This window comes from Prevotella heparinolytica (assembly GCF_004342845.1).
Taxonomy (GTDB): domain Bacteria; phylum Bacteroidota; class Bacteroidia; order Bacteroidales; family Bacteroidaceae; genus Bacteroides; species Bacteroides heparinolyticus.
Genome location: NZ_SLXB01000026.1, coordinates 1 through 17,185, shown reverse-complemented (window position 1 = coordinate 17,185; position 17,185 = coordinate 1). Strand labels below are relative to the sequence as shown.

Below are 17,185 nucleotides of genomic sequence, written 5' to 3'. Positions count from 1 at the left end.
TTATTTTATCCGAAATCTCTTTCACTTTCAATTCCGCTTCTTCAACGCCGACTGAATATCGTCTATTTCCGCCCGGAACGTTTTATCCACCTCTTTCAGTTCCTTGATGGTCTTACAAGCATGCAATACGGTCGCATGATCCTTCTGCCCGATGAGCGACCCGATTTTAGCAGTAGAAAAATCCGTATGGTTTTTAGCCAGATACATGGCTACCTGCCTTGCCTGCACCACTTCACGTTTTCTGGATTTCGTATGAATAACTGCCGTATCTATGCCGAAATGCTTGCATACGACATTGATAATATCATCTACCGTTACGGATTTATTTTCGCTGTTCACCACCTTGCGAACAATGCGCTGCGCCAGTTCCAGATCAATCTCTTTATTATAGATGGTGGAATGAGCCATGATAGATATGACAATACCTTCCAAATCGCGCACACTGTCGCCTACGTTCTCAGCAATATAGTCAATAACCTCCTGCGGAAACAGCAGGCCGTCGCGGTGTATCTTATTTTTCAGAATATTCTTTCGAAGCTCTACGGTAGGTTTTTCAAGTTCCGCCACCATGCCCCATTTAAAACGCGTAATCAAGCGTTCCTCCATGCCTTGCAGCAGCACAGGCGCACGGTCGGAAGTCAGAATAAGCTGCTTGCCGTTCTGATGCAGGTGGTTGAAGATATGGAAGAAAGTATTCTGCGTTTTGGTCACGCCAGCAAATTCCTGTATATCGTCAATGATCAAAACGTCAATGGTCTGGTAGAAGTTAATGAAATCATTGGTCGTGTTGTTGCGCACAGAGTCAGTATACTGCACCTGAAACAGATGGGCAGATACATACAATACGCGCTTTTCCGGATACAGTTCTTTTATCTTGGTACCGATGGCATTAGCCAGGTGAGTCTTTCCCACCCCTGAAGCTCCATACAAGAACAACGGATTAAAGATCGTTTTAGCAGGATTGAGCGCAACCGCTTCTGCCACACTGCGTGACAGTTTGTTGCTGTAACCCTCAATAAATGTTTCAAAGTTATACTCCGGGTTTAAGTGCGGATCCAGTTCCGGAACAGGGACTTGCGGAATCACCTTATCCACCACTGTTTTTTGAGGAATAATGGTGCGCCGGGTCGATTCATAATCCACGGTTTTCCGCGAACTCTTGTCAACCATTATATTATACATCAGCCTCGTCCCTTCACCAATAATCTTATAGAGCGTCTTTCGCAATAAGTCCACATACTTATCCTCCAGATACTCATAAAAGAACTGGCTGGGCACCTGCACTACCAGTGTCTTGTCCTCATATTTCAATGGGATGATGGGAAGAAACCATGTTTTATATGCCTGCTCCGGCACATTGTCTCTTATAATTTCAAGACAACGATTCCACAGCCCGACATGATTTATTTCACTCATAACGGCTATAACTACATTTATTGATTAAGCATAACTTCTACAATTGCAAAATTGGCAATCTTATTTGAAAAAAACAAATCTGTTTTTTCTTGCGTTTTCCACAGATAATAATAAGCTGTTTACTTTCAGCAACTTATCTTTTTCTTATAAGCACGCCCTCAAAACCGGCGTATTGCATAAATGCAACATCCTGGTATACAGGAAATTAATCGAATAAATCCCGGGTATTCATTTTAGTCGGCCGATATAAGCAGAAAGCCGTTTTCCTGCTTTTCGTATAGAGTAGATGAGTTTTTTCTTATGTTTTGCTTAGCGGGCATTATTTAGACAAAATCTATATAAAGCCATTCTCTTACTTATTTTTTCTTCCGAACAAAGAGAAATGGACATAGCGTTTCGGATGCGTTTTTAAATCTTCGAGCAAGCTTGCCGCATTGGCGGTAGTGACATTTAAATTATTGTATAGAGAAGAATCGTTCAGCAGAAGCCCGACGGTATTATCCTTTCTTGTCATCTTATCTGTAATCTTTTTTACATCCTGCAAAGTAGCATCTACTTTTTGCATGGCAGCAGCATAGTCTATTTCTTTCAGGTTGTTTGATATGAGAACAAAGTTATCCCCTATGCTATTCAGTTTACCGGTCAGTTGCGGGATGTCATTATGCATAAGCGTCCTCAGCTGCCGGCTTGTAACAGCCATATCGGCCGTCAGATGCTGCATATTGTGCAGAGTTGCAGGTATGGAGGGGTCGGCCAATATCACATTCAAAGAGGCAAGGATAGAATCCAATTTAGGCAACATCTTTTCTACTTGCGGCATCATGGAGGCTACTTTTTCCATCACGCCGTTGTTCAACAGGCCGGGAATCGTATCTCCTATTTGATATTTTTCGCGCGGATTATTGGCAAGCAGCAGTGTCATCTTCACGCCACCGAGCATCTCGGCTGCCAATTCCGCCGTACTGCCTTTGGGTATGCGCAGTTCCGGATTGACGTCTATCTCAGCAACCACTTTTCCGGGCCGTGTATAATCATAATACAAATCGCGTACAATACCTACACGGAAACCATCTGCAAAAACCGGACTGGATTTCGTCAGTCCGTTCACATTCTGAAATTCCACATAGAAATAGCTGGAAGGCTTGAACATGTTGATGCCTTTCAGATAATTAATGCCATATACCAATATGCAGAGCGCAGCTATACCGGCTATTCCTATTCTGACTTCTTTTGTAATATACTTCATTATGTATCTTGTTTTATTTATTTCTGCTTTTCTTGAACTCGCTGATGGCTGTATTGATGTTCATTTTCTCTCCATCCTTGAAAGCTATGATAAACGCATCCTTAAATTTATCGGCAATGCCGCGCTTATTACGCAGTACTTGATTATAGTCGGACGACGCTCCATAGGTATATTTATAGATTCCGCCTTCGCGGTAAGACTCCACACCTTTCAGCCCCTTGAATCTTTTGTCGTTTCCTGCCAGAGGTCGTGAAGAGGTAAGTATCTGTATTTTAAACACAATACCACTCTGTTCTGTTTCAGCAGAAGTGTTTTTTTCCGCTTTTTTTGTAGATTCACCGGTGGAGCGGGCGACGCCGGCGGAGGCAGCAACCGTTTTTTCCGGTTCTGCTTGAACAATGTCGGCGGCAGTATCTTGTGCGGAATCAACCACCGCCTCCGTCTCTTCCGGCAAAACCGTATTACTGCTTCCCTTCAGCCGGATTTCCTGTTCGCGCTTGTAGGTAAGGAATGCGCGAAAGATGCCGTTGGCAAGGGATGTGATGCCTTCCTCCGTATTCAGGTAACGCTCTTCCGCCGGAGTGGAGATAAAGCCGAGTTCTACCAGAATGCCGGGCATGGCACTGGCTTTCAATACGAGGAAGCCGGCTTGATGCACCCCACGGTCCACGCGTTTACAGGTGTTGCGGAGCTGTTTTTGCACAAGAGCCGCCAAGTGTACGCTTTGCGACATATATTTGTCTTGCATGAACTCGAAAATGATGTACGATTCGGCGGAGTTGGGATTGAACCCCGCATAGCGTGTCTTGTAATCGTTCTCGTATAGAATAACGGAGTTTTCGCGTTTGGCTACCTCCAGATTGGCATCCGATTTTGCCAGACCCAACGTCCAAGTGGAAGCCCCTTGAATGGTCCGGTTATTGGACAACGCATTGGTATGTATGGAGATGAACAAGTCTGCTTTGGCATTGTTGGCTATCTCCGCCCGGCGGTCGAGCGGAATAAACACGTCTTTTTCGCGCGTATAAATCACTTTCACGTCGGGACAGTTCTTTTTAATCAGCCTTCCCAACCTCAATGCCACATTCAGGTTGATGGTTTTCTCATTGGATATCTTGCCCACGGCTCCCGGATCGTGTCCGCCGTGGCCAGCGTCGATAACGACAACAAAATCTTTGGCTTCAACGCCTACTATACAGCAGGGAAAGACAAGCAAGCCCAAGCATATACCTATATATAATATGTAACGTCTATATAATGCCATATTAAAAAACTTTGCAAATGTAGTGGAATTTTATAGAAAACTCATCATTTACCCCTAAGTTCTGCCTATCTGAATATTTTTTCAATAATCCGGAGTTATTTTCAATCGAATGATTAGTCTCTTTTTTTTACCACAGAACAACAAGATTTCCTGACTTTTCATTTCCCCCTCTCACCCCACCCGGAAGGCATTCTGAGAGGGGGTACAATCAGTCGGCGACTGAAACCATTTCAGTCCCTGAGTGAAACCGTTTCAGTCGCCGACTGATTCCCATTCACTCAAGGACTGAAATGAAATGGCTTCGGGAGATAAACTTTTTTTCATCCTATTTGTAACATAAAAAGAAAAAAACGCACATTTGCCGCACTCATCATAAGCAATCCCGGCAATTCCTGTTTTCAGAAACCTTGTCGAATTTGTTCCGGCCACCGAATCCCCTGCCCCATGATTCTTGCGAAGCTCATGCCGCACGCACAGTTTTCCGGCCCTCGGGCATCTTCTCTGCTTATAAGTATTATTTGGAAAAAGGTTCGCATATCTGAAAAATGTTTCTTACTTTTGTACCCGAATTGAGTGAAATATAGCGAAATGAACGTATTAGAACTAAGTGAACAGGAAATCATTCGTCGCAACAGCATGAATGAACTTCGCGCAATGGGTATCGAGCCTTATCCCGCGGCAGAGTATGTAACCAATGCTTTCTCCACCGATATTAAAGACGAATTCAAAGACGACGCCGAACCCCGGCAGGTATCCGTGGCCGGACGTATGATGAGCCGCCGCGTGATGGGCAAGGCCTCGTTCATCGAATTGCAGGACTCGAAAGGACGTATACAGGTGTACATCACCCGCGATGACATCTGCCCGGACGAAGACAAGGAGATGTACAACACCGTGTTCAAACGCTTGCTCGATTTGGGCGACTTCATCGGCATCGAGGGTTTTGTATTCCGCACCCAGATGGGCGAAATCAGCATCCATGCCCGGAAGCTGACCGTACTCTCCAAAAGCATCAAGCCGTTGCCCATCGTCAAATACAAGGACGGCGTGGCATACGACTCTTTCGACGACCCCGAACTGCGCTACCGCCAACGGTATGTAGACCTCATCGTGAACGACGGCGTAAAAGAGACTTTCCTGAAGCGCGCCGCCATCATCAAGACCATGCGTGCCGCCTTGGACGAAGCCGGATACACCGAAGTGGAAACGCCGATTCTGCAATCCATCCCCGGCGGAGCCAGCGCACGCCCTTTCATCACGCACCACAACTCGCTGGACATCGACCTTTATCTGCGCATCGCCACCGAACTGTACCTGAAACGCCTCATTGTAGGCGGCTTCGAGGGCGTATATGAGATAGGAAAGAATTTCCGCAACGAAGGCATGGACAAAAACCATAATCCGGAGTTCACCTGCATGGAGCTGTACGTACAATATAAAGACTACAACTGGATGATGAGCTTCACCGAGAAACTGTTGGAACGCATCTGCATCGCCGTAAACGGAAGTACGGAGACCGAGATAGACGGCAAGACCATCAGCTTCAAAGCTCCTTACCGCCGTCTGCCCATTCTGGAAGCCATCAAGGAAAAGACGGGCCACGACCTCGAAGGAAAGAGCGAAGACGAAATCCGGGCGGTGTGCAAGGAACTGAAAATGGAGATTGACGACACCATGGGCAAGGGCAAGCTGATCGACGAAATCTTCGGCGAATTCTGCGAAGGCAGCTTCATACAACCTACCTTCATCACCGACTATCCCGTAGAGATGAGTCCGCTCACCAAGATGCACCGCAGCAAGCCGGGGCTGACCGAGCGTTTCGAGCTGATGGTAAACGGCAAGGAGTTGGCCAACGCATACAGCGAGCTGAACGACCCCATCGATCAGGAAGAACGCTTCAAAGACCAGTTGCAACTGAGCGAAAAGGGAGACGACGAAGCCATGTTCATCGATCAGGACTTCCTCAAAGCCCTGCAATACGGCATGCCTCCCACATCGGGCATCGGCATCGGCATCGACCGTCTGACCATGCTGATGACCGGAAAGGCATTCATTCAGGAAGTGCTCTTCTTCCCGCAGATGCGTCCCGAAAAGACAACGCCGAAAGACGCTGCCGCCAAATTCACGGCTCTGGGCATTCCCGAAGCGTGGGTGGCCCTCATCCAAAAAGCCGGATACAACTTGGTAAGCGACATGAAAGACGTGAACCCGCAAAAACTCCACATGGACATTTGCGGCATCAACAAGAAGTATAAACTGGAACTGGCAAACCCGACGGTAAACGACGTTACCGACTGGATAAATGCGATTAAAGATTAAAAAATTAATAATGAAAAGTGAGAAAGGGAAGGCATCCGACCTCCTTTCCGCTTTTCATTTTTCTTTTTTCATTATTAATTATCATGAAACTACCCGGTAAGATAGCCATCATGGGCGGAGGAAGTTGGGCAACAGCCATTGCCAAAATGGTTCTGTCGCAAGCAGAGTCGATAAACTGGTACATGCGGCGCGACGACCGTATTGCCGACTTCAAACGGCTCGGACACAATCCGGCCTACCTGACGGGCGTCAAATTCGACATCAAGCGCATCAATTTCAGCTCCAACATCAACGACATTGTGAGAGAATCCGATACGCTCATCTTCGTCACCCCCTCTCCTTATCTGAAAGTCCACCTGAAAAAACTGAAAACCAAAATCAAGGATAAGTTCATCATGACGGCCATCAAAGGCATTGTGCCCGATGACAACATGATTGTATCCGAATATTTTACCAAAGAATACGGCGTACCGGCCGAGAACATCGCCGTGCTGGCAGGTCCTTGCCATGCCGAGGAAGTGGCTCTGGAACGCCTGTCGTATCTCACCATTGCCTGCCCCGACACCGACAAGGCGTGTGTCATTGCCCGCAAACTGGCCAGCTCGTTCATCAAGACCTCCGTCAGCAACGACGTTGCCGGCATCGAATACAGTTCGGTGCTGAAAAACGTATATGCCATTGCTGCCGGAATATGCAGTGGCCTGAAGTATGGCGACAATTTTCAGGCGGTGCTCATGTCCAACGCCGTACAGGAGATGAACAGGTTTCTGCAAACCGCGCATCCGTTGAACCGGAACGTGAACGACTCCGCCTATCTGGGCGACCTGTTAGTGACGGGCTACTCCAACTTCAGCCGCAACCGCACGTTCGGCACGATGATTGGCAAAGGATACTCCGTGAAAAGCGCACAGATAGAGATGGAAATGATTGCCGAAGGATACTATGGCACAAAATGCATCAAGGAAATCAACAAGCATTATCATGTCAACATGCCCATCGTCGATGCCGTGTACAACATTCTGTACGAACGCATCTCGCCGATGATTGAAATCAAGCTGCTCACCGACTCCTTCCGGTAAGACAACCAAGAATAACCACAATAATCGTTACAGAATACAGAACTTAAAACTTGGAATATTATGATCAATTTAAACATCGAAAAGACTCTCGGATTCATTTCCAAAGAAAAAGTCTTCGCCTATGAAACTCAAGCAAAAGCTGCACAGGAAGCTTTAGAGAAAGGTACGGGCAAAGGCAACGACTTCTTGGGCTGGTTGCATCTCCCCTCTTCCATCACCAAAGAGCATCTGGCCGACCTGAAAGCCACCGCAAAAACCTTGCGCGATAACTGCGAGGTAGTGGTCGTTGCCGGCATCGGCGGAAGCTACCTCGGTGCACGTGCGGTAATAGAAGCCCTGTCGGACAGCTTCACTTGGTTGCACGACAAGAAAACGGCGCCGGTCATCCTGTATGCAGGACACAACATCGGTGAAGATTATCTGTACGAACTTACCCGATACTTGGCAGACAAGAAATTCGGCATTATCAACATCTCCAAATCAGGAACCACCACCGAAACAGCTCTGGCTTTCCGCCTCCTGAAGAAGTTATGCGAAGACCGGCGAGGCAAGGACATGGCAAAGAAAGTAATCGTAGCCATCACAGACGCCAAGAAAGGAGCAGCCCGTGTGACGGCCGACAACGAGGGTTATAAATCTTTCATCATCCCCGACAACGTAGGCGGACGCTTCTCTGTTTTGACTCCGGTAGGTCTGCTGCCCATCGCAGTGGCAGGTTTCGACATCGACAAGCTGGTGGCCGGTGCAACAGCCATGGAAAAGGCTTGCGGCAAAGATGTTCCGTTTGCCCAAAACCCTACCGCCATCTATGCCGCTACCCGCAACGAACTCTACCGGAACGGTAAAAAAATTGAAATTCTCGTAAACTTCAACCCCAAGCTGCACTACGTGAGCGAATGGTGGAAACAACTTTACGGAGAGTCCGAAGGTAAAGAAAACAAAGGCATCTTCCCTGCCGCCGTAGACTTCTCTACCGACCTGCATTCCATGGGACAATGGATTCAGGAGGGCGAACGCACCATCTACGAGACGGTGATTTCGGTAGAAAAAACAAACCATAAATTAGAAGTTCCCACCGATGCACAGAACCTCGATGGTCTGAACTTCCTCGCCGGCAAACGTGTGGACGAAGTGAACAAAATGGCGGAACTGGGAACACAGCTTGCCCACGTCGATGGCGGTGTGCCCAACATACGCATCGTCATTCCCGCTTTGAACGAAGAGAGCATCGGCGGTTTGCTCTACTTCTTCGAGAAGGCATGCGGCATCAGCGGCTACATTCTGGGAGTCAACCCGTTCGACCAACCGGGCGTAGAGGCCTACAAGAAGAATATGTTCGCCCTGCTCAACAAACCGGGGTACGAAGAGGAATCCAAAGCCATTCAGGCAAGACTGTAATCCGGGAATCCGGAATCACACAAAAAAGTTACATCATGGCTTTCGTGATGTAACTTTTTTTACGTTTTATTTTTTATTTAATACATAAACATTTATCTTTGTTTCATCAAAAAATAGAGACAATGATAAACGCCATATTCTCCACCCTCCCTTTCGGAGTGTGCCTTTTTTGGTCGGTAATCTTCTTGAAGGAATATCGTGCGGCAGACCCCGCCAAGAGATTATTGACCCGTTTCATGTTGGTCTGTGCCATGCTCTACTTCTCGCATGCAGCTTACTTCAACAAAAATGTCCAACTTTTTTCCATCGTCGAAAGCATCTACACTTTCTGTACACTGGCAGGCTATCCGCTATACTACTTATACATCCGCAAACTTACGGACGCTACACCCCTGCGCATCCGGGATTATTGGGTATTGCTCCCCGCCCTGCTTATCAGCCTGGCGGCCGCCGTGCTCTACATCATGATGGGCAATGAGCGGATTCCTTTCGTAGAAAGCTATTTTTACAAACATGATGCATCAGAGGTCACGCATTCCGCCATCGCCCAAGCTCAATACCTCAGGCTACTCGTCATGAAGACAGTTTATGCCATCCAACTGATTCCGGTATGCTACTTCGGTTCCAAAAGACTCACCGCATTCAACAAGCAGGTCAATAACTTCTATGCCAATACCGAGGAGAAAACGCTGACTCCGATACGCTCACTGCTGATCATATTCATAATCTTCACCATTCTGTCGGCCATAGCCAACTACATAGGACGCGATTTCTTCATTCAGGAGTCATGGATGGTCATCATCCCTTCTGTGATTTTCAGCACCATGATTTTCTCTGTGGCATACGTGGGTTTCAAACAGAAGTTCACCGCCATCGACCTCTGCCGCGACGAACAAACGACGGCGGAAAAAGACGAATCAACAACTGTTGCCGAAAATGTCATCAACAATGGCAGGAACGGCCTCACTGCCAAAGACACCAATCCGGAATATCTTCTTCTCGGAGAAACAATGTGCCGGGTCGTAGAAAGCCGACAGCTCTTCCGTCAAAAAGGATTGCTCATCACCGACGTTGCCAAACTGACAGGCAGCAACCGGACATACATCTCCAATTACCTCAACAAGGAGCTTAACACCTCTTTCTCCGATTTCATCAACAGCTACCGGGTGGAGTATGCCAAATCGCTGCTCACCTCGAAAGACCCGGAATATTCCATACTCGAAATCTTTGAGATGTCAGGTTTTACAAACGAAGTATCTTTCTACCGAATCTTTAAAAAACACACGGGTGTCACACCCAAGCAATGGAACAAACAGCATTGCAAATGATGCGGTTTCCTGACGTGCGGGCTTAGCTCTCCTAAAGCGTGGGCTTACCTTCCCTAAAGTGTGAGGGTAGCAAGCCTAAAGTGCGGGCTTAACCCAACTAAAGTGCGGGTTCAGACCTACTAAAGTGTGAGCTTGGATTTACTAATGTGTGGACTCAGACATACTCTGATATGGGAATTATTTAACAATTTTGTCCCTCCTCCCTCCGACAGCCTCAAAATATGCCCTTAAAACGAACCTTTGTACGTTTTGTTAGTCGATTTGTACGTTTTGTTAGTTCCCTCAAAGCCTATTTTAATTTTTTTTGTGTAAAAATCACAAGAACATGAGTAGCGAAGCCGAAAAGCTAAGACAGAGTAGGACAACTTAAGACTTATTAATTATGAAAACAGAGAACTGCAAATTGTACAAAAAAAGAAGAAAAGGTGTGCAGAAGTACCGGTCTCTTTTGCATTCGGTCAAAAGGAGATACATGCTAACCTCCTTATTGGGAATACTCTCTTTTACTCTGCTTCATTTTATGGCCTGCGAAAAGAGCGACTCTGAAGATTTGAGTACATACGAAGGAAATGTGAAAGCATTCGACACTCAAATTGTGGATATGAACAGAAGTCTTGAAGACTATATCGTCAAGACTCAAGCCTTTGAATCGGCCAACTTCCAAAAGCTTGCCGTAGCAGAGGCAAGCAAAATAGTGGAAGAATATATTAAAGCAGGCGAACAGCTTGTAGCGGCTCTGGAAAGACAGAACGAACTGCAAAGCCATTGGGAAGCATTCACCAAATCGCATACAGTGGAGACAAGAGCCGAATTCAGTTGCAGCGTATACGACTTCATTCCGGGCACAGACAACGGTCTCAGCGTGGGATTGGCGAAGTCTGTGGGAGATGTGATTAAAGAAACAAAGGAAGAGGTCAAGAAGATAGAGAAAAAATATGAGGAAAAGAAAAAAGTAGATGAAGTAGATGCACTTGAAGAATATCACACAGGCATGAACAAGCTCCAAAAAGAGCAACTTAAAAAGGCTGCAAATATAGGAACAGGAGCAGTTATCGGAACCGGTGCTGCCTTAATCACCGGTGCTGCTCTATCGGTGGCCGCAGCCCCCGTTGTCGTCACAGTAGCCGCCACTACCGCCGTAGGGGCAGTGGTAGGAGCCGGAGTAGCGTGGATGTGTAGTTGGTGGGGAAAAAGCAAGACCAAAAGCAGCGAAGGTACATATTATATGACAACGGGAAAAACCACCGTAGGAGGACATCTGCCTACCCACATGATTCCCGAAGGTGCAACAGTATCGCTTCACGTAGATGGCGGATACGCTCCCGTAGTAATTAAAAACTTCAAATATCCCCAAGCCGGCAACGAGCGTACGCTCGACATACAATTGGTAAAGACTTCGGAGGTGAACAACAGCGATACCAAACCGGAGATTTGCAGAATGGACAAACCGTTTGCAGCCAACAGTTGCGACGACATCAAGTTCGTAAACGGAGCAGCCTCTCCGACCAATCCGTCGCCCGGACAAAGCGTAACTGTAACCGCCACACTGATGCCTGCCATAGCCGGATGCAACATACACTTCCATATCATCGGCACCGATGGCTATTCGAAGGAGGAAACCAAAGCCAGCAATTCCAACGGCCAAGCCACATTCTACATACCGGGTGGGGCAGAGGAGGTATTCGACAAAGTAACAATCACCAGTTCCAACGGAAAGCAATACATCGTGACTTATACCTTCTGATAAATTAACAGATAGAAGAATTACTGCTTTACAAACAATCATAAATAAGATTCAGTATGAAAACAGCAACAATCAAACTATTCGCCATGCTTGCAGCATTAGCCATATTCAGCGGATGCGACAAGGTAAAAGGATTGGCCGATGTGGAATTTCAATCCGAAGTGGCTATTAACATTCCCGTCAGGTTAAACAACGACACGTCGGGCGAAGACCAGTTGGAGGTAAAACTCAGCGACGCCGAGGAGCTGAAAGAGTACATGGACTACTTGGAGAAAATCAAGGTTACGAGCCTCGTTGTGAGCGTGCCCGCCTACAACGGCAACAATGCCGTGTATGACTTGGAACTGAAAGTAGACGGCAGCACCGTGTATAAAGGAAATGATGTGGACGTGCCCGAAATGAAACAGAAAGGAACAACCATCAATGTGGCCGATCAAAGCACACTCGATAGGATAGGCAATAACCTGCTGAAAAACAAGAAGATTGTTGTACGTGGCAGAGCCGAAACCAAATCCGGTGCCGTAACTGCCAGTTTCACTGTGCGGTGTACCATTAAAATGGAGATCACGGCCAATCCACTGTAAAAGAGGAAGCACGTAATAACGTCAAGAAAACAACCCAAAAATTATACAATGAGAAAATTACTGTATTTAGCCACAGCCCTCATCGCCCTGACGGGCATGGCGGCTTGTGGCGGAGCAACCGACAAATTGAGAAAGCAAGTGGACTCTTTGGAAGCCATGAACGCCCAAAACCAAAGCATCATGGAGCAGATGACCTCGTTTGTGTCTACCCTCTCCGAAGGGCTCGACACCATTGCAAAACAAGAGGGCAGGCTCTTCTTTTCAAACAAAGGGCCGGAAGGGACATTGGTAGACAAAGAACAGTTGAAGAAGAACCTCGAATCCTTTGCCAACACGCTCATGGAGCAGCGCGAGAAGATAAAGAAGATGGCCGAAATGCTGGAAGCGAAAGGTGTGGACATGAAGAAGCTGGAAACGCTTATAGACTATCTGAACCGACAGATTGAAGAGAAAGACCAAATGATAACCCAGCTGAAGAACGACTTGAACCAGAAGAACGTGAACATCGCCCAACTGCGTGGAAAGGTAAGCTCGCTGAATCAGGACAACCAAACGCTCAACAAAAAGTTGCAAGAGCAGGAGAAGCTACTGAGCAGTGCGAAGATAGGCAAAGGCTTTGTCGTGATGGGATCGAAGAAGATTCTGAAAGAAAACGGTATCCTGAAGGGATCGAAAATAAACTATGACGACCTGCCGCACGAACTCTTCACGGAAGTAGACACACGTACCTTTGGCGGAATGGAGATTCCGGCAGGCAAGCCGAAAGTACTCTCCACCATGCCCTCGTCTTCCTACGAGATTGTACGCACAAGCAAGGATGCTTCAGAAATCCACATCTTAGACCCGGAGGCTTTCTGGAGCAACACGAAGTACCTGATTATTCAAACCAATTAGTATCAATAACTTTTAAATCCTATTTATTATGAAACGATTCAGATTCTTAATGATGGCAGCATTCGCAGTAGTTTGCGCATCAATGTCGGCACAACAAGTGATTACACTCGACCAACTGAAAGCGAAAAAGCAGAACAAGCAGACGCAATCGCAAAGCCAACAGAAAGCACAGCCGCAGAAGCAGCAGAAAAGTTACAGCTCGTCCGATTACGAGGGATTCAGCAGCTTCATCGTGCAGTACAACGCATCCAGTTGGAAAATCAGTGCCGAAGGAATGAGTGCCAGCAGCGGATTCACAGGACTCTCCGCCGGCTATCTCAAAGCCATCAACATGGGCAATACACCCTTCTACATCGAACCGGGAGTCATAGCCCAATATTTCTTTCAAGACAAGTTCAGCATGTTATCCGCCAAGATACCCGTCAGCGCCATCTATACTTTTCCGATTGCCGACAATATCAACCTCGACCCCTATGCGGGAGTCTATTTGCGGGGAAATATCATAGGAAAATTTGACAAAGTAGATGTTTTCTCAAAGGAAGAGATGAAAAAGGCGGGACAGGAGCCGTGGAAGCGTGTGCAGTTCGGCCTCCATTTCGGACTACGCGCCCGTTTCAACGACAAGTTCATAGGTGGTATCAGTTATTCGATGGATTTGAATGAAATCACCGCACATACAAAAGTGAACTCGTTCGACTTGACTTTCGGAATCATCTTCTGACATCTGCCGGATATAGAGCAAGAGAGGGTTCAAGGCAAAGAATCAGGAAACAGCCATGAACCCTCAACCGGCTTTCCGAAGAAAAGATTGTTGCTTAGAAGAAGCTATATTAAGAAACGTAGAATCATTATCATCTGTACACTTATGAAAAGGTATTTATTATTTTTCATCCTGATATGCTCGGCGTGTGTCTTCACCTCTTGCGAGAAAAACGACACTGAGGCCGATTATGAGTTTACGGATACGTCTGTAAACGGCAAGTCGTTCTATTCGGTGTACGAGGAGTTGCGCATGCGCATGATTTTTGGCCTTGCCAATCCGGATGCCTCATACAACGACCCGGATAAGATATACGAACTACTGACGGCACTTGGCAAGAGTCAGACAAAGACGCGCGGAACAATCGCCCAAGTAAAAGCAGGCTACGACTTCTACAAAGCAATGGAGTCGTCCACCGCCCTGCCGAGATACGCAGCTTTGGGAGTCATCAAAAAAGCGGGCATCAATATAAAAGACAGCAAGGTGAGGCGCGAACTGTTTGGCGCCATAGACCCTGACCATCTGCCCAAGAATTACAACGTCAAAGATTTTTGGGCGGATTTCTCTACCGGAAAGCTGGACCGCTATGCGCCGGCCATCTTCAAGGACATATACTACACCGGTGGACTTTCCGGACATGGGAGTGAACATAAGCCCTATTGCGAAGCCTTTCAAAACTATTGCGACCAATGCCACATACGCCCCATTGACTTGGCGATTACGGCTGCGCCGAAGCTTATTCAGGCCGGAGTAGGGCTCGTCATCGCCACATCCGACGACCTCATTCAATGGGGAGAAAGTGCCTATAACTTCGTCAATGACAATGGAGAACTGCTGATTTCCTTTGCCGACGGCAATCTTGACGGCGCAAAACTGTCAAAAGCATGTAATACAAACTTCAAGCTGTTGACCACAGTTCTAAAATCGACTCTTGCAGAGACTTACAATTCAGATCTGCTTGATGCCGAGAAAGACTTTCTCGACATCCTCGGCGACTGGACACAAGAACAGGTTGCGGAACTCAACAAATCGGTCAATGAACTCATTCAGGATCGCTTAGGCTCTAAATATGAACTGTTGGATTCAGATCTGGAAGATTTTGCAGAACGCATCAAGGAGATAGCTTCCTCCGGCAATGGGCCGGAACAGTATCTTATACAGATAGGTAAATGGATAAGCTATGACGAGGGCGGAGTTGCCATTCTGGTATTTAAAGCGAACCATACCGGAACGATCACAGAATACATCCTTGATGATTCTTATGAAGGAGGGTTTAAGAAAGAAAGAGAGATTCAGATAAAATGGAAACTATCAGGAGATACGCTAAGTATCACTGGCACCGATGAAGATGGGAAAACTGAGACCGTAGTCCTTAAATTTTCTATTAAAGAAGGAGCATTTCATCTGACCAACAGCGATGGAGAGACTGTAGTGTTATATCCCTATAAAAATGGGCAAGGGTTTTCCTGATAAAAGCCTGTTCCATTTGAAAATATGATTCAAATAGAAAATATAAATCATTAAAGGAGCAGAATCACGAAACCCCTGTTCTTAGTTTCAGCCGTCATTGCATGTCTTGTTCTCTTTGATTGCAAACAAGGTGAGAAAGAGTTGTTGGAATTGTCCGACACCTCTTTCTCCGGCATCAGTTGCGAAGGGGCGACGTTAGAAATAAGCGTCAGCAGTAATGTGGAATGTGCTCTGTGACCTAAGCTCCGCAGTGGTGCGCCGTCGAGGAGTTGGCACAACGATACGACTGCGAAAGGGATAAAGTCTTTACGTCACTAAACATCATGGACTATGAGATTGGTTACATACAAGAATTCACCCCCCAACAAAGAGCAAGAATACGTCATGTACTGAATTACTGTTCCTTGATTCCGGGGCCGAAAATAAGATTGGCAAGCACACACGCCACATACAACGGAGTGGCGGACTTGCCCATCCGTACAATGGAATAGTTTGGTTGTTCTTTTTTCTCGTCAGGGGGTGTTGCGAAACACCTCCATGGCGACTTTCAGAGTACAGAATCATGTGGGAATTTGCTGTCTCGAACCATAAAGACCGCATATATCCGTAGATTCTGTATTTGTTATCATCAATCAAGAGAATTATACCTATCTTTGCCTCCGCTAAACAACAGGTATAGAAAATGATTGAAAACGCCACTTTCCGCTTTACGGAAACTTCCGGACTTCCTCATATCCAACTCAAGGCCGTTCTTTTCGACATGGACGGCGTATTATTCAACTCCATGCCCTACCATACAGATGCTTGGCATAAAGTGATGGAACGCCACGGCTTGCATCTAAGCCGCGAAGAGGCATATATGCACGAAGGACGCACAGGCGCCGGAACAATTAACATCGTCTACCGTCGGCAACACGGCACAGACGCACCGGCTGAACTGATTAAGCGCATCTATGCGGAGAAAAGCGTTGAGTTCGGCACTCATCCCGAACCGTTGCCTATGCCCGGTGCATGGGAAATACTGCAAAAAGTAAAAGCAGCAGGCCTTATTCCGGTACTTGTCACCGGCTCCGGACAACACTCCCTGCTGAATCGGCTCAATCAGAGTTTCCCCGGCATATTCCGGCGTGAACATATGGTGACTGCCTATGACGTAAAATATGGTAAACCTCATCCGGAACCTTACTTGATGGGATTGCAGAAAGCAGGCATAAAAGCCGATGAAGCCATTGTTATAGAAAATGCTCCCATCGGAGTAGAGGCAGGAGTGGCGGCAGGCATATTTACAATAGCAGTCAATACCGGCCCGTTAGACGCACAAGTACTGCTGGATGCCGGAGCCAACGTATTGTTTCCCTCCATGCAGGCACTTTACGACAATTGGGAAAAACTGAACATTGCATTAAAAAAGCAATCGTAACTAAGATAGCTAAATGCTTTCCTGATTATGTAGTGTTTAGAATAAAATCTTCTTCCATATATTGTTTTTATCCCCAATTCAGCACCCATGCACCAGTAAAGGAAGCTATAAGGAACCTGAATTCCCAGGCTCTCCCTGTCACCGGACTATCCAAAAGGAATAAAAGCGGAAAGCCCCTCCATCCGTTCCCGGATGGAGGGGCCACTTCAAAAAAAGACGGCGGCTACCTACTCTCCCACTGTTACGCAGTACCATCGGCGTGA

Annotated in this window: 14 protein-coding genes; 11 read left to right on the top strand and 3 right to left on the bottom strand. The window is 46.8% G+C overall.

What is annotated here, in order from left to right; translation table 11 throughout:
• Positions 1–27 precede the first annotated feature (27 nt).
• From dnaA to EV202_RS12070, 3 genes are all read right to left on the bottom strand, one after another.
• Complete coding sequence (dnaA, locus tag EV202_RS12080) at positions 28–1,416, bottom strand: chromosomal replication initiator protein DnaA (protein ID WP_131927234.1); 1,389 nt, start codon at positions 1,414–1,416, stop codon at positions 28–30.
• Between the two features lie 352 nt (positions 1,417–1,768).
• Positions 1,769–2,662: an MlaD family protein gene (locus tag EV202_RS12075; protein WP_131927233.1), complete on the bottom strand. Its 894-nt coding sequence runs from the start codon at positions 2,660–2,662 to the stop codon at positions 1,769–1,771.
• 13 nt (positions 2,663–2,675) lie between these two features.
• Positions 2,676–3,926: an N-acetylmuramoyl-L-alanine amidase family protein gene (locus EV202_RS12070; RefSeq protein ID WP_131927232.1), complete on the bottom strand. Its 1,251-nt coding sequence runs from the start codon at positions 3,924–3,926 to the stop codon at positions 2,676–2,678.
• 588 nt (positions 3,927–4,514) lie between these two features.
• On the opposite strand from EV202_RS12070, the gene lysS reads away from it, so the two are divergent.
• The 11 genes from lysS to EV202_RS12020 all read left to right on the top strand — a co-directional run bounded on the left by lysS (position 4,515) and on the right by EV202_RS12020 (position 16,922).
• Entirely contained in the window at positions 4,515–6,245 is a 1,731-nt protein-coding gene (lysS, locus tag EV202_RS12065) for a lysine--tRNA ligase (protein WP_131927231.1), read from the top strand.
• An 83-nt stretch (positions 6,246–6,328) separates the two neighbouring features.
• Positions 6,329–7,324: an NAD(P)H-dependent glycerol-3-phosphate dehydrogenase gene (locus EV202_RS12060; RefSeq protein ID WP_131752448.1), complete on the top strand. Its 996-nt coding sequence runs from the start codon at positions 6,329–6,331 to the stop codon at positions 7,322–7,324.
• A gap of 60 nt (positions 7,325–7,384) precedes the next feature.
• Positions 7,385–8,722, top strand: a complete 1,338-nt coding sequence (locus EV202_RS12055) for a glucose-6-phosphate isomerase (RefSeq protein ID WP_131927230.1) — start codon at positions 7,385–7,387, stop codon at positions 8,720–8,722.
• A 122-nt stretch (positions 8,723–8,844) separates the two neighbouring features.
• On the top strand, positions 8,845–10,050 hold the full coding sequence (locus EV202_RS12050; RefSeq protein ID WP_131927229.1) for a helix-turn-helix domain-containing protein: 1,206 nt from the start codon (positions 8,845–8,847) through the stop codon (positions 10,048–10,050).
• 472 nt (positions 10,051–10,522) lie between these two features.
• On the top strand, positions 10,523–11,794 hold the full coding sequence (locus tag EV202_RS12045) for a hypothetical protein (protein ID WP_129588715.1): 1,272 nt from the start codon (positions 10,523–10,525) through the stop codon (positions 11,792–11,794).
• Positions 11,795–11,850: 56 nt separating this feature from the next.
• On the top strand, positions 11,851–12,378 hold the full coding sequence (locus EV202_RS12040) for a hypothetical protein (protein ID WP_106068070.1): 528 nt from the start codon (positions 11,851–11,853) through the stop codon (positions 12,376–12,378).
• A gap of 48 nt (positions 12,379–12,426) precedes the next feature.
• On the top strand, positions 12,427–13,272 hold the full coding sequence (locus tag EV202_RS12035; RefSeq protein ID WP_131927228.1) for a Cbp1 family collagen-binding glycoprotein adhesin: 846 nt from the start codon (positions 12,427–12,429) through the stop codon (positions 13,270–13,272).
• 28 nt (positions 13,273–13,300) lie between these two features.
• Complete coding sequence (locus EV202_RS12030; RefSeq protein ID WP_129588714.1) at positions 13,301–13,993, top strand: porin family protein; 693 nt, start codon at positions 13,301–13,303, stop codon at positions 13,991–13,993.
• Between the two features lie 144 nt (positions 13,994–14,137).
• Complete coding sequence (locus tag EV202_RS12025) at positions 14,138–15,502, top strand: hypothetical protein (protein ID WP_131927227.1); 1,365 nt, start codon at positions 14,138–14,140, stop codon at positions 15,500–15,502.
• Positions 15,503–15,825: 323 nt separating this feature from the next.
• Positions 15,826–15,993 (top strand): hypothetical protein, encoded by a 168-nt coding sequence (locus EV202_RS15090; protein ID WP_164996195.1) that lies wholly within the window; start codon positions 15,826–15,828, stop codon positions 15,991–15,993.
• Positions 15,994–16,184: 191 nt separating this feature from the next.
• Positions 16,185–16,922: an HAD-IA family hydrolase gene (locus tag EV202_RS12020; RefSeq protein WP_131927226.1), complete on the top strand. Its 738-nt coding sequence runs from the start codon at positions 16,185–16,187 to the stop codon at positions 16,920–16,922.
• The last annotated feature ends 263 nt before the right edge of the window (positions 16,923–17,185 follow it).

Bases quoted from the DNA above. Each gene is read 5' to 3' on its own strand.
- dnaA (WP_131927234.1), bottom strand. From the start codon at position 1,416: ATGAGTGAAATAAATCATGTCGGGCTGTGGAATCGTTGTCTTGAAATT.
- EV202_RS12075 (WP_131927233.1), bottom strand. From the start codon at position 2,662: ATGAAGTATATTACAAAAGAAGTCAGAATAGGAATAGCCGGTATAGCT.
- EV202_RS12070 (WP_131927232.1), bottom strand. From the start codon at position 3,926: ATGGCATTATATAGACGTTACATATTATATATAGGTATATGCTTGGGC.
- lysS (WP_131927231.1), top strand. From the start codon at position 4,515: ATGAACGTATTAGAACTAAGTGAACAGGAAATCATTCGTCGCAACAGC.
- EV202_RS12060 (WP_131752448.1), top strand. From the start codon at position 6,329: ATGAAACTACCCGGTAAGATAGCCATCATGGGCGGAGGAAGTTGGGCA.
- EV202_RS12055 (WP_131927230.1), top strand. From the start codon at position 7,385: ATGATCAATTTAAACATCGAAAAGACTCTCGGATTCATTTCCAAAGAA.
- EV202_RS12050 (WP_131927229.1), top strand. From the start codon at position 8,845: ATGATAAACGCCATATTCTCCACCCTCCCTTTCGGAGTGTGCCTTTTT.
- EV202_RS12045 (WP_129588715.1), top strand. From the start codon at position 10,523: ATGCTAACCTCCTTATTGGGAATACTCTCTTTTACTCTGCTTCATTTT.
- EV202_RS12040 (WP_106068070.1), top strand. From the start codon at position 11,851: ATGAAAACAGCAACAATCAAACTATTCGCCATGCTTGCAGCATTAGCC.
- EV202_RS12035 (WP_131927228.1), top strand. From the start codon at position 12,427: ATGAGAAAATTACTGTATTTAGCCACAGCCCTCATCGCCCTGACGGGC.
- EV202_RS12030 (WP_129588714.1), top strand. From the start codon at position 13,301: ATGAAACGATTCAGATTCTTAATGATGGCAGCATTCGCAGTAGTTTGC.
- EV202_RS12025 (WP_131927227.1), top strand. From the start codon at position 14,138: ATGAAAAGGTATTTATTATTTTTCATCCTGATATGCTCGGCGTGTGTC.
- EV202_RS15090 (WP_164996195.1), top strand. From the start codon at position 15,826: ATGGACTATGAGATTGGTTACATACAAGAATTCACCCCCCAACAAAGA.
- EV202_RS12020 (WP_131927226.1), top strand. From the start codon at position 16,185: ATGATTGAAAACGCCACTTTCCGCTTTACGGAAACTTCCGGACTTCCT.